The following is a 13,850-nucleotide window of genomic DNA, read 5'->3' as shown; positions in this document are numbered from 1 at the left end:
TTTTTATAATTTAAGGTCTAATCCACTTGTTTTTTCCTCTAATATCCTTTTGATAATGTCTGCTATATATGCCCCAGCTTCTACGGCTAAAGTCCCACCATCATGAATATTGGAAACAACCCTTCTATTGGATTCTGCCATTTTAGGCTTTGCCCTATATGCCATATAGCAGCTCATACTTCCGGCAGTGGCAAGTCCTGGCCTTTCTCCTATTAATACAACGGTTACTTCGGCATCAAGGAGCTGCGAAATCATATCCATAGCTGGCACCCTACCATGTTTAACAAAAAAGGGAGTGCCTATTTCTATTCCATAGCCCTTGAGTCCTTGAACTAGAGCCTCAAAGGTATCCTTCGCATTGGCTTCAATAGCAGTTGAGCTTAGTCCATCGGATATATAAACTTGAACCCTCGGTTTCCTTTTACAGTTTTTAAGTATAATTTTTTCATTTTCCTTATCAAATTTTCTGCCTAAATCCGGTCTGGTTAAAAACTCATCCTTATCACGACACATGGTTGTTACTGAAAACAAATTCATTTCTTTTAAAAATTCTTCTGACACATAGGTGAAAACAGCATTCTGAGCAACTGCATGATCTGCTCTAAACCTTAATAATGTCTCAGTTTTATATCTTGCTCCAGTTCTCCATACCCCAACCCTTGCGGAAGTGGCTTCCTTAAATTTAAAATAGGCATCCTTCTTTTTAGGATTTGGAACTAGAAGCTCTTTTTTTATATCAATACTTGTTAAATCAGGAATATTGGGAATATAAAATTCCCTTTCTTCACTGGTCATCTCAAGAACAATTTTTTTTATAATATTTTTTAAATCCCCTTGGGAAATCAAATTCTCACCTCCATAAAATTAATATTTTCTCCTTTAATCTATCTAATAAATATTGAAGCATCTCCAGCCCTTTTAGTTAATCTTCCATTTTCATAAACCCCCATTTTTTCAAGCCACTCTTCAAATTCTTTAATTGGCTTTAATCCAAGCAATTCCCTTAAGGCCGGTGCTTCATGATAGCCTAAGGATTGATAGTTAAGCATTATATCATCTCCAGCAGGTATACCAATGACGTAATTGCATCCAGCCCCTGCCAATAAAACTGCCAGGTTTTCAATATCATTTTGATCTGTCTTCATATGGTTTGTATAGCAAACATCTACTCCCATGGGGATTCCCGTAAGCTTACCCATGAAATGATCCTCAAGACCGGCCCTTATAACCTGCTTCCCATCATATAAGTATTCTGGTCCAATGAATCCAACTACTGTATTCACTAAAAATGGATTGAATTTTTTAGCAAAGCCATAGCATCTGGCCTCAAGTGTAACCTGGTCAATTCCATGATGAGCCTGAGATGACAATTCCGAACCTTGTCCTGTTTCAAAATACATAAGATTGGGCCCAGTACCCATGCCCTGTCTAAGCATTAATTCCTGGGCTTCTTCAATTAATTGGGCGGTAACACCAAAGGCTGTATTTCCCTTTTCTGTTCCAGCTATACTTTGAAATATCATATCGGCAGGAGCACCCTTTTTTACTGCTTCAATCTGGGTAGTAATATGGCCTAAAACACAATTTTGTGTAGGAATTTCCCATTTTCTTTTAAATTCCTCAAACATATTTAAGACATTATAGACACTGTCCACAGTATCATTTACAGGATTCAGGCCTATAACGGCATCTCCAACTCCATAACTTAAACCTTCCATAAGGGATATCATAATTCCATCCAGATCATCCCTTGGATGATTTGGCTGAAGTCTAAAGGACAAGGTTTTAGGCTTACCAATAGTTGTATTACAATGGGCTGTTACATTTATTTTTTTAGCTCCATAAATAAGATCCAAATTTGACATAAGCTTTGTTACTGCAGCTACCATTTCACTTGTAAGCCCTCGGCCTATTCTTTTTATATCTGCTTCATTTGTATCATAGCTGAGTATCCATTCCCTAAGCTCTGAAACCCTCCAATTTTTTATTTCATTATAGATTTTTTCATTTACTCCGTCCTGTATTATTCTTGTTACCTCATCTTCTTCATAGGGAATTACCGGGTTATTTCTAAGTTCACTTAATGTCAAATTACTTAACACTTCCTTTGCAGCTATTCTTTCAGTTACTGACTTTGCCCCAACCTTTGCCAGCTTATCTCCAGATTTTTCTTCATTGGCCTTTGCCAATACTTCCTTTATATCTTTAAAGGTATAGATGGTTCCAAAAAGCCTTGTTTTGAGTCCCATTCTTTTCTCTCCTTCAATCTAGTGGAATTTATTAATGTAATTATTTTAATTAATAGCTAAACAATAGAGTCTTAACTATTACTGGAACTACCTTTCCTCCAGCTAAGGATTTACCTATATCAATATAGTCTCCATTTTCAACCTTAACTGAATCTATACAAATCAAACCCTTGTCAAATTTCAACTGGGCCTTTATACTTTGTCCTAATACCTTAGCTATATCCTTCTCTACTATTACTATCAAAGGAAGATTTAAAGCTATTATTTTCTCCATCCCCTCTATAATAGTTTTAGAAAGACTTTGAATTTCCTTAAAGCTGTAATTACTTTGTCCACTTAAGGCAATTCCAACCAGCTGTTTATCTTTTTTTAAGCTGAAATACCCTATTCTATTTTTTATTAATTCAATAAGCTCCTTTGAAGGAAGCTTTTCCTCCTCTTTAGTAATCTTTAATATTGGCACATTTTTAAGGGGTAAAATATCTTCTGTAAAGGTTATTGTACTTCCGCTAACATCGGTTGTATGGGAGCCTGCTCCAACCACTGTTGCCCTTATGGTTTCCGCTGCTTTTATTAATTTTTTCTCCTTAATTAACTTAGACTGCCCTATTGCCTCCCCAAGTACTATTCCTATATCTTGATACTTGAATTTATCCCTTATATTAGATTCATATATAAAATCTGCAACACCACCGGAAAAGGAAATATAATCTATTTCATAATTTCTTTTAAGGTCCTTATCCATTATCATAAATTCCAATTCCTGGGATTTTTCCTTTATTCCTATTACTTCCTCTAAAATTTCTGCCATTCTAAAGACAATTCTTTGAATTTCATCTACATTAAGTTTTCTACCTTCAAAAATATCTATCCCTATTGTATTAGCTAACTTTTCAAGTTTAGAAGATACATAGGCTGCCTCCAATATGGCTTTTCTAAATCTTATAAGCCTTCCTCCTATGTCCAAACAAGAGGTATCTATTACTTCTCCATTCTTAAACACAGCTATATTGGTTGTGCCTCCTCCAATGTCAATATTTGCAGCTATACAGCCCCTCTCCTTAGATATTAAATGGGCTCCGGCTCCTTTTCCTGCTATAATACCCTCTAAATCAGGACCTGCCGTTGCAACTACAAACTCTCCAGCCAATCCACTTAAAGTGTTTAATATTTCATCTGCATTATCCTTTCTTGCGGCTTCACCGGTTATTATCACTGCTCCAGTACCGACCTCAGGGGGCTTTATATTAGCTTTTTTATATTCTCCTTCTATGATTTTTCTAATATTCTTTCCATTTATTACATCCCTAGAAATAAGTGGAGTTAAATATATATCACTTTTATATATAACTTTTTTTTCCACAACCCTTATACTTGGTACTGAACTTATTGAGGCTGTGTTTTCAATGGCTATTCTACTAAAAACCAATTGTGTTGTAGAAGTTCCAATATCTATTCCCACACTTAAGATATACTCCCTCATCTTTGAAGCTCCCCTTTTTCTGCAGTAAAAGAATCAATATCTAAAAATTTTTTTATTTCATCCATACCAGTTCCATCTAAAGAACTGACCTTGAAAATCTTCTCTGCTCCTGCATCAAGTAAACATTCTTCAGCATAAGCTAAGTTTTTTTCTTCACTATCTACCTTAGTTACAATTCCTATTACCGGTTTATTGAAGATAGCAGCAAAGCTTGGAGGAAATAGACATTCATCCCTAGTACAATCTTGAACCAATCCAATTATTTCACAATCAAAGGAAGTTGTTATTAAAGCATTGTAAAACCTTCTATTTTCTATATACTCCCCCGGAGTATCTATAATTTCTTTGTCTCTTTCTATTGACTGGGTCTTTTTATATTTTCTTTTTTTATTATTTATTCCTTGGGTAAATGTGGTTTTACCACTTCCAGTAGGACCTATTAATATAATTTTCCTCATATTATCTATCCCTTCTAGGATCTTGTTATTTTAGTTGGAGTAAAGGATAATATTTTCGTAAGCACCTCTAAGACCTCATTTAAAGCTGATTCTACACTAGACACATCTCCCACTATTACTAAGGACCCGCTAAATCTATCTAAAAACCCTATTTCTACAACAGCAGCCTTTGTAGCAACATCGGCTGCTATTATTGCACCTTCACTTGGTGTTATGGTAAGTATGCCTATTGCATCATTTTTATCATCACCTAATCCAAGCTTCTTATAAATATTGGGCTGGGGATTCGCTATTAAATGGGCTAGAGTAACCTGCTTACCAGGAACATATTCTTGAATCATTCTTTGTTTGTCTTCCTTTATCATATTTTCTCCTTCTAATCTACTGGATTTATATTTTTCTAAAAATTATTCCCCAATATCAATCTAGGTAAAAACAATGAAATTTGTGGTACATAGGTTGTAAGAAGTAAGGTTGGAATCCAAGCAAATAATATCATTATTAAAGTTGGCTTTAACATTTCATTGACTCTAGCCTTTCCTACCCTAGCTCCAAGATAAAGAAGTGGCGCCGTTGGAGGTGTTATATTCCCCATACCTAGGTTGACTCCCAAAATTGCTGCAAATTGAATAGGGCTTACCCCTAGCTTTGTCACTATTGGTAAAAGTATAGGTGTGCTTAATAAAATTCCACTTACATCATCCATAAGCATTCCTATTATCACCATAAATAAATTTATCATTATTAATATGATGTATTTATTTGAAGAAACTGAAGTAAGTATATTCATTATTGTTCCCGGTAAATCTTCCATTACATATAGTCGACTTAACATCATTACAACATAAAACATAACCATTACCACACCAGTAGTTGTAGCCGTTTCTACAAAGGTTGACTTTAAACTTTTCACATCCAATCCCTTGTAAATAAACATTCCTACAGGAATAGCATAAAGTACTGCTACGGCTGCAGATTCTGTAGGAGTCATAAAACCACCATAAATTCCTCCTAGTATAATAAAGGGCATAAATAATGCAGGAACTGCTCTTTTAGTCTTTACTCCTAAATCCTTTGCCCACTCACTTTTCGTCATTTCCCGTTGAGTCTCCATATCCTTATTGCCTTTAAGCATAAAATAATTAACTAAACATAAAAGAGTTGTCAAAATAATCCCAGGAATAATTGTTGATAAAAAACAAGCAAGCACCGATTGATTACCTGACCAAGCATATAATATTTGTGCAGAACTGGGGGGAATTAAAAGCCCAAGGGGTGATGCATTTGCAATAAATGCCGCTGAAATTCCCTTGGGATATTTGTATTCCCTCAGCTTAGGATACATAATAGACCCTATGCAGGATAATGTCGCTGAAGCACTTCCTGAAATTGATCCAAATATGGCACTGGAAATAATTGTAACAAAGGCTAAGCTTCCCTTAATCCTTCCAACAAATTTATTAACTAAATCAACAAGGGCCCCGCCAATTTTGCCCTTCTCCATAATTCCTCCAGCCATAATAAACAAGGGAATAGCCAATAGTACAACGGATCCAAGCTTACTATATCCTATAGGTAATAAAAAGTCGGGACTATATCCCAATGAGTAAGTCAGCCATATTACTGAAGCTCCAAAGCTAAAGGGAACTGGCACCCCTAAAATCAATGCTATAAGTAATATTAAAACAGAAATTAGAATTTCCATAAATTTTCCTCCTAAACATTATCAATAATTTATATTTCACCCTTCATTTTTTTAAAATCTATTATTAAATGATAAATGAAATAAAAAGTCATAAGAACAAAACCAAAAAATATTGGACTTTGAGATATTACTAAAGGTATCTTCCAGCCTGGAGATTTTGCACCCATTTCTATCCCCCAAATAAAATATTTATATCCCCAAAAAGATAATACAATAGCTACAATGCAAGTAATAAAGGTTTCTACAAAGGATAAAATTAATTTTGCCCTTTCATTTTTTATATAAATTGAAAGCAAATCCGCCTTTATATGACTCCTTTCATAGCTTCCATGGACCCCACCAATAAAATAAAGCCAAAAAGCAACTATAATAAGAATTTCCTCAATACCAAATAAATCCGATTTAAAGACATAGCGCATTACAACACTTGTAACAATAATTAAAACCGCTAGAATACTAGTTATAGTCAAAATCCATCTTTGTAAAAGAAGCAGTCCCTTCCACAAAGAAGAATCTGTAATGCTTTTTTTCTCCTTCAAAATAATTCATTCCTTTCTTTATAATTTGAAAAATGAGCTATGCACATTATTTTTAAATCATTTACATAACTCATTTTCAACTTTATCATTGATCTAATTTAGCTGATTGTTTCAAATCTAAAATATTTTATTTAATGAAATTATTGGATATCCCCTAATAGTCCCTCCATAATTTCTTCGCCGAATTTTTTTTGAAGCTTAGGCCAGGTTGTTTCTCGAACATGTTTGGCAATAGACTTTCTTTCTTCATTACTCATTTCAACAATTTCAACGCCATATTCCTTTAATTTCGCCATTGCTTCTTCATCATTTTTCTTTGCCAGTTTATAGCTGTTTTTAGCTTCTTCCATAAATGTATCTTTAATTAATTTTTGATATTCTTCCGGCATTGAATTTAATAATTCTTCATTGATAAAATATCCTGTATTTTCCATAAACACATTGTATGGAATAAAATAATTAATAGCATCCCTAAACTGTAAATAGTTAAGTAATGGTGTTCCTCCAATCCATCCATCGGCTACACCAGTTTGTAGAGCACTGTAAAGATCTGCATAGGGAATAGTTGTAGTTCTATATCCCATATCCTCAGTAACTAGTTTGTATACATCAATAGGAGGCACACGAATAAGAGCATCCTTTTTAACTAATGGATCAGCTAAGTCCTTAGGTAAATCCTTGGTTCCAAAACCTATAAAGCCTTCTGCATATATTCCTAAAAGTTGAACTCCTTGATTTTTGTGGATTTCTTCATATTTATTATAAAAATAGGATCCTGGAGCGAAAACCTTTTCCAGCTGCTCATAATCCTCTATTAAATAAGGAATAAAATTCATTTCAATCTTTTCATCATATTGACTTGGAATAGCAATATGAGCCATATCAATAGTTCCCCTCATTACTTCCTCATAAACCTGGGTATAGTCCCCAAGCTGTCCCCCAGGATATATTCTGATTTCAATATTTCCATTTGTCTCTGTTTCAATTTTCTCTTTAACATTTTTTAATATTTTTACAGCAATATGCTCCTCTGGATAATGGGAAGCTATACGAAGCTTAAACTTTTCTGCCTTAGTATTTTCTCCTCCATCTGACTTTGCTGCTTTTTCACCGCCTGAGCATCCAATTAAGGAAATTATCATAACGAATATACATAAAATGGCTATTAATTTTTTCAAAACGGGACCTCCTTTTGATTATTATTTTTTCCCAGTTTTAACATATTCCTTTATTTCTTCTAAAGTCATTCCTGAAAGTCCTAAGTCATCTGCATTTCTTCCTATTTCCCACCAATTTCTTTCATGGATAATATTATAAATATTAATTACTGAATCAATTATTGGTGTTTCAACTCCTACAGCCTTTGCAATAAAACTCCAAGGAACCAATCCATAGGGAGCATCCTCTGTAAAATATCTATTATTTATATCGTGAGGACCACTAATAGGAGTAAGGGATATATTTCCATGCATACCCATATATAAATCCTGCCATTGATATCCTTCCTTTAATCCACTAAAATCCTCTATAGGAGTCAATTTATATCCTAGCTTGCTTCCAATATTTTTTCTTTCCTTGTCCAATTTAACATTAAGCTTAACCGATGCTGGTGTTACTCCATGCTCATATAGGAAGAATGATCTTTTAGGCCAATTTTCAATGGAATTTACACTAAATAAACATGGCCCTGCATGAAAAGCTGGATTTACTATGCTTAAACCTGCCTCTAATACATCTTCATAAACTCTCTCGTAAGGATGAATACTTCTCATATCATCGATTAATTCTACTCCCTTTTCAGCTGGTAAATAAGCTATATTTATTTTATTTCGTCCAAATATTGAAATCTTACATGGAGCAGAAATCCTTGCATCATAGGGCAAATTATTAGCTTCTGCTATAACTGGGCATTCTTCTTCTCCAAATACGGTTTTAAACAAAAGACTTGCAAAGGCTCCAGGATATACAACAATAATTTGATCCCTTTTCACCTTTCCTTTAAGGAGCTGTGCATAGTTTTTATGGGCAAATGCGGGAGTAACAATGAGTATATACTTAACTCCATCAATGGCCTTTCCAATATCTGATGTAACCATATTAAGCTTAAATTTTCCTTTAACTATTCCCTCAGCCTCTATTGTTTGGGTTTCAAATAGTTTTTCTATATTACTTTTGAATTCTTGCATTTCATAGAGATTTACTGAAAATCCACGGGATGTTAAATCTGCTGACATGGCGTGGGCTCCATGTCCACCTCCTAAAATAGCCACTTTTCTATTACCCTCCATAATTTTTCCTCCTCTTCCTTCTCTTAGATTAATTTTTTAAACAACTATTTGTTTTTTCCCTCCTTATTGATTTTGTTTTCTTATATCCTAATAATTAAGCAACATATGTGCCATTTTTTAGACAATTCAAAATTTTAATTTTTCTTGGGCCTCTACGCTATTGAATTTAAAAGAATAGCAGTCATCATAAATTTAAAATAATAAAAAAACACACCTGAATTTTAGGTATGTTTTTTTATTATTCTATTAAATATGGGAAAAAAATTGCCAGCTTTCTGTGAAATTAATTACCATGCAGCTGTGAAGTAAATTTCCACCCCAACTTTAATTCTTTTGTTAAAATGAAATCATCTCAATTTATATTCATTAATTTTATTAAATAATTGTCTTCTACTTATACTTAATTTCCTTGCAGCTTCAGTTACATTGTTGCCGCTTATTTCAAGAGCTTTCTTTATATATTTGGCTTCAGCCTCTGATCTTATATCCTTAAGGGATCTTATCCTTTGAATTTCCTCTACTTCTTTATTATTATGGATTTTTTCTTCTCTGCTTTTTGTATCTCTTTCACTATCTACCCTATATTTGCTTAAATCAATATCCTTTATTATACCATTTTCAGATAATACAACTAACCGTTCAATTATATTTTTTAATTCCCTTACATTCCCTGGATAATCATAGGAAAGAAGACGCTCCATTACTTTTTTTTCTATTGTGTGTATTTGTTTTTTTAATTCAAGCTTTGATTTTTCTAGAAAAAACTCTATTAAATTTGGTAAATCCTCTTTTCTATCCCTTAAAGGAGGTATCTCTATTATTATAGTACTTATTCTATAAAACAAATCCTCCCTAAATTCTCCATTTGAAATGGATTTTTGTATATCCTTATTTGTGGCACTTATGAGTCTAAAATCCACATCCATAGTTTTATTACTACCTATTCTTTCCACTTTTTTTGTCTCTATTGTTCTAAGAAGCTTAACTTGAGTGCTTAAGGATATATCACCAATTTCATCTAAAAATAAGGTCCCACCATGGGCCGCCTCAAATCTTCCCTTTCGCTGTTCTATGGCGCCGGTAAAAGCCCCCTTTTCATGTCCAAATAATTCTGACTCAAGTAAATTATCAGAAAAGGCATGGCAGTTAACGGCCAAAAAATGTCGGTCTTTTCTCTCACTACAGCTGTGAATATATTTTGCAAATACTTCCTTTCCAACACCAGAATCTCCTAAAATCAATATATTCACATTGCTATTTGCAGCCTTTTCAGCCATATTAATAATTTTTATAAATTTTTTATTATTTGTATTCAACATATATTTAGAATTTTTTTGTTGGTTTTTGAAAATTTCGTTATCATTCTCCAAATAAAAGATTTTTCTAATTTTCTCTATTTCTATTGTAAGCTCTTCTAGATCATGGCTTTTAATAAAATAGGTGAATGCCCCCTTTTTCATTGCCGCAACTGCATTTTCTACTGTTCCATATCCAGTTATAATTATAACCTCTGTTTCAGAATATTCTTCTTTTATTTTTTCTAAAAGCTCTATACCATCTATGCCCTTCATAATTAAATCCGTTAAAACTAAATGAAAGCTATGGGTTTTTAATATATTTAAAGCTTCCTCTCCACTAGATGCAGCCTTTGTAATATACCCCTTTTCATCAAGTATTTCTTTAAAGACCTCCCTATATTCTTCTTCATCGTCTACAATAAGTATTTTAAAATGATTAAAGTTCCCTTTCATTTATATCCTCCCATCTAAGTGGTAGTGTAACATAAAAGCTTGTTCCCTTATTTAATACACTATCAACAGAAATTTCTCCCCCTAGTTTTTGTACTTCATTGTATATAATATATAACCCCATCCCAGTACCCTTTCCTCTAGGCTTTGTAGTAAAAAAGGGATTAAAAATATTCTCAATATCCTCTTTTTTTATTCCCTTTCCATTATCAGCACATTCTATTAACAGCTTATTATTTTCTATACTACATTTAATTGATACTACTCCTCTATTAGGAATTGCATCTATAGCATTAGCTAATAAATTAATTATTATATGCTTAAGGGACTCTGTATTCGTATAGCATAAAAGATTATCTTCACAGTCTATCTCCTTTTCTATATTCCTTTTTTCCATATCTCTATTTTTAAGTTTTACAATACTATTAATTAAGTCCCTCATATTGACTTTTTCCCATTTATTACTAGAAATTCTAGAGAAATTAAGTAAATTATCTATTGTATTACTAGCTTTCTTAACAGAACCTTCAATTACCCTTAAAGCTTTGTCAATTTTTACATCCTCCCTATTTTTTTTATTTTTTAATATATAGCAATAGCTTCTTATTAAGCCTAAAGGATTTCTTATTTCATGGGCCACTCCTGCTGCAAGCTGTCCTACAGCCACCATTTTATTAGAATGTAAAAGCTGTTGTTCACTTACTCTAACCTTAGTTATGTCCTTAAGCATAACTAATACTCTATGGCTGTCCCGGGTTGTATCCTTTAAGAGATAAGTAGTTTTTTCAAATATTTTATTTTCAAAATTAATTTCTTTTTGATGATTTCTTTTATCCTTAAAGGTTTCTTTAACAATGCAATTATCACAATCTACACAAAGAATTCCAGGAAAACCTTTGCAATTATTGTTTAATATTTCCTTTCTATTGAACCTCACCATATTACAAAAAGATTTATTTACATTTATTATATTGCAATCTTGATTTAAAACTATTAATAGATTAGTCAATCCATCAAAGGTTATCTCTAGATCCTTCCTACTAATATATAGTTCTTCTGTTCTTTTTTTGACTTCCTTTTTTAATGATTTATTCCAAAAATAAGAAATATAAGCGATTAAAAATATTATTGCTATAAATATTAAAACTATTGAAATGAATTTTTCTGTAACCTTCTCTTTATATAGGGGGGTTGATATTCCAAACCACTTTTGCTGAATTTTATTCATTATTTTTCTTTTATTGAGATTGTAAATACCCTTATTCAATATATTAAGGAGCTTTTTACGGGTTTTTGGTACTGCTAAAACAACTTTTTTTTCATACATTGGCTCTTCAATAATTTCAAATCTATTTTTCATTCCTAAAGCTGTTCTATAATAACTAATTACCGGCTCATCCCCTACAACGGCATCTACTTTATTTTCTTTTAATAATAGCATTGCATCTTTAACATCATCGGTTTCTAAATATTTTATATCTTTCACATTTGATTTTAAAAATTCTATACAATAATCTTCCTTTAATGCAGCAACTCTTTTATTTCTCAAATCCCAATAGGAATTAATATTTTTTTCATCATTAGATATAATAATAACTCCCCTCATATTATAAATAGGATCTGAAAACAGAAAAAATTTTGATCTTTCCGGAGAAGCAAACATATCTAAAATATCGGTTTTTCCTAGGGACAACTTTTCTACTGCTTCATTCCATAAAAGAGGCTTAAGCTTTATTTCTGTTTCTAATTCAATAGACAAGGCAGTAATATAATCAATTACCAAACCTTGTACAACTCCGCTTTCTTTGTCTACATATCTAAGTGGAGGATTATTATTTGTAGTCCCATATATAATGGTTCCATGGTCTTCAAGCCAATTTCTTTCTTCATTAGTTATTTTGTTAGATCTACTTAAATATTGAAATAAGCTTATATTATATTTAGTATTTAAATAAATATTTATAGATAAGATAGTAAACAACAAAAAAATTGATATACAATAAATTATTCTTTTTTTCATATATTAAGATTTCTCCTTTTATAGTACCAAATATTATTTTATAGCCTCTATTAAAAAACCCACTTTATGCCTGAAACAATTGCATAATTGTAGTTTAAGAAAACTGAATATTATATAAGGTATAGTTTAGAAGATTTTAAAGGAATATGTAGTAATTTTTTTAAAAAAAGTTATACGATTTGCTCATTTAATTAAGTTAAAAACATATTCTTAGGAAATTTAATAAGAAAACACATTTTCATTCTATTGAAAAGAACTTTAAGAAATTTTTCACATCTAAATTGAAGTTAAATAATTTTAATAGGGTAAACAAAATTTAAGGAGGGTATTATTTCTTAATTCAATTCTAACACATTCTTTTGATTTTTTAAAATAAAATATAAACTAGATATAAAACAGATTATTTACAAGAAAAAAAGCAGGCAATAAACATAACCCACTCTTAAAATGATTAAATCCATATAAATAGCTCTTATACTAGATGAAAGTCAATATAAACATTTTATCGTTGGAACCCAATGTATAAAAGCAACCTTAAGCTTAGCATTGTATATATAATGATCATTTTTCTTAATTATATTTCTATTTAATATTTCTACAAATTTATCATCTGATAGAATTAAATTCTTAGAATCCTTTCTAAAATCATCGTATATTTTTTCTAGGCTTTTATAAATAACTGGCCTTGTAATTCTTAAAATTTCAGTATTTGCATCTATACCAAGTCCATACAATATGTTCTGAATATGTATATAATCGCTATTTGCACCTATACCAAATATACCCATTTCAGCAAATATTGAGTCAAATAATGATCTTTGAAGAGTCCATACTAAAACTACTCTTTCTTTACCATATTTATTCATCTTAAGTAGAGCTTCTCTTATATTCCACATACGATAAATTGCATTTACATTGAAAATTACATCTACTTTATTTACTTTTATATCTTCCCATTTCATCCATTTTGTATTTATATTAGTTATATTATTTTTCTTAATTTTTTGATCTAGAATACTTAACATATCCTTTGAAAAATCAATGGCTAAAATTGATTTTGAATACTTTGACATTGGAATTGTAAATTTTCCAGTTCCACAACCTATTTCAATAATAGTTCTATTTTTGCCAATAATATTAAGAAGCTTATCAAATGTTTCTGGTGCATAATCGTAGAGAGTTTCCCTACAATCATATTTAGAGGCCAATTTTTCCCAAAACTTTGATTCCACATTATCATCTAAGGCTCTTTTAACATTATATTCTCCCTTAGTCAAGATACTCTCTTGCCATAATTTTTGAAAATCCAAATTATATTTCTTACTTATATCCAACATAAATTTACTCTTATTTATCATAA

12 protein-coding genes are annotated in these 13,850 nt (G+C 31.6%); all 12 read right to left on the bottom strand.

Annotated features, from left to right (window positions below; genetic code table 11):
• Window positions 1-3 precede the first annotated feature (3 nt).
• Window positions 4-846, bottom strand: a complete 843-nt coding sequence (gene eutC, locus B5X81_RS17485) for an ethanolamine ammonia-lyase subunit EutC (RefSeq protein ID WP_170917482.1) — start codon at window positions 844-846, stop codon at window positions 4-6.
• 38 nt (window positions 847-884) lie between these two features.
• Window positions 885-2,249 (bottom strand): ethanolamine ammonia-lyase subunit EutB, encoded by a 1,365-nt coding sequence (locus B5X81_RS17480; RefSeq protein ID WP_079493475.1) that lies wholly within the window; start codon window positions 2,247-2,249, stop codon window positions 885-887.
• A 49-nt stretch (window positions 2,250-2,298) separates the two neighbouring features.
• Window positions 2,299-3,732 carry an ethanolamine ammonia-lyase reactivating factor EutA gene (gene eutA / locus B5X81_RS17475; RefSeq protein ID WP_079493474.1) on the bottom strand — a complete coding sequence of 478 codons (1,434 nt, stop codon included), beginning with the start codon at window positions 3,730-3,732 and terminating at the stop codon, window positions 2,299-2,301.
• Window positions 3,729-4,190: a EutP/PduV family microcompartment system protein gene (locus B5X81_RS17470; protein WP_079493473.1), complete on the bottom strand. Its 462-nt coding sequence runs from the start codon at window positions 4,188-4,190 to the stop codon at window positions 3,729-3,731. Before B5X81_RS17470 ends, eutA begins: the two co-directional genes overlap by 4 nt.
• A gap of 14 nt (window positions 4,191-4,204) precedes the next feature.
• On the bottom strand, window positions 4,205-4,555 hold the full coding sequence (eutS, locus tag B5X81_RS17465) for an ethanolamine utilization microcompartment protein EutS (protein ID WP_079493472.1): 351 nt from the start codon (window positions 4,553-4,555) through the stop codon (window positions 4,205-4,207).
• A gap of 35 nt (window positions 4,556-4,590) precedes the next feature.
• Window positions 4,591-5,895, bottom strand: coding sequence for a TRAP transporter large permease (locus B5X81_RS17460; protein WP_079493470.1), 1,305 nt, complete (start codon window positions 5,893-5,895; stop codon window positions 4,591-4,593).
• 29 nt (window positions 5,896-5,924) lie between these two features.
• Window positions 5,925-6,434, bottom strand: coding sequence for a TRAP transporter small permease (locus tag B5X81_RS17455; RefSeq protein ID WP_079493469.1), 510 nt, complete (start codon window positions 6,432-6,434; stop codon window positions 5,925-5,927).
• A 140-nt stretch (window positions 6,435-6,574) separates the two neighbouring features.
• Entirely contained in the window at window positions 6,575-7,612 is a 1,038-nt protein-coding gene (gene dctP / locus B5X81_RS17450) for a TRAP transporter substrate-binding protein DctP (protein WP_079493468.1), read from the bottom strand.
• Between the two features lie 21 nt (window positions 7,613-7,633).
• The gene (locus B5X81_RS17445; protein WP_079493467.1) at window positions 7,634-8,722 is read right to left on the bottom strand and encodes an NAD/NADP-dependent octopine/nopaline dehydrogenase family protein; all 1,089 of its coding nucleotides are present in this window, start codon (window positions 8,720-8,722) and stop codon (window positions 7,634-7,636) included.
• Between the two features lie 347 nt (window positions 8,723-9,069).
• Window positions 9,070-10,473: a sigma-54-dependent transcriptional regulator gene (locus B5X81_RS17440; protein ID WP_079493465.1), complete on the bottom strand. Its 1,404-nt coding sequence runs from the start codon at window positions 10,471-10,473 to the stop codon at window positions 9,070-9,072.
• Complete coding sequence (locus B5X81_RS17435; protein ID WP_079493464.1) at window positions 10,457-12,490, bottom strand: ATP-binding protein; 2,034 nt, start codon at window positions 12,488-12,490, stop codon at window positions 10,457-10,459. The genes B5X81_RS17440 and B5X81_RS17435 overlap by 17 nt, the downstream gene beginning before the upstream one ends.
• A gap of 488 nt (window positions 12,491-12,978) precedes the next feature.
• Window positions 12,979-13,848 carry a class I SAM-dependent methyltransferase gene (locus B5X81_RS17430; protein ID WP_079493462.1) on the bottom strand — a complete coding sequence of 290 codons (870 nt, stop codon included), beginning with the start codon at window positions 13,846-13,848 and terminating at the stop codon, window positions 12,979-12,981.
• Between the last annotated feature and the right edge of the window lie 2 nt (window positions 13,849-13,850).

Origin of the sequence: Maledivibacter halophilus (assembly GCF_900167445.1) — a bacterium.
GTDB classification, from domain to species: Bacteria; Bacillota; Clostridia; order Peptostreptococcales; family Caminicellaceae; genus Maledivibacter; species Maledivibacter halophilus.
Note: the sequence above shows the minus strand (reverse complement) of the source record. Positions and strands in the feature narration are given on the sequence as shown.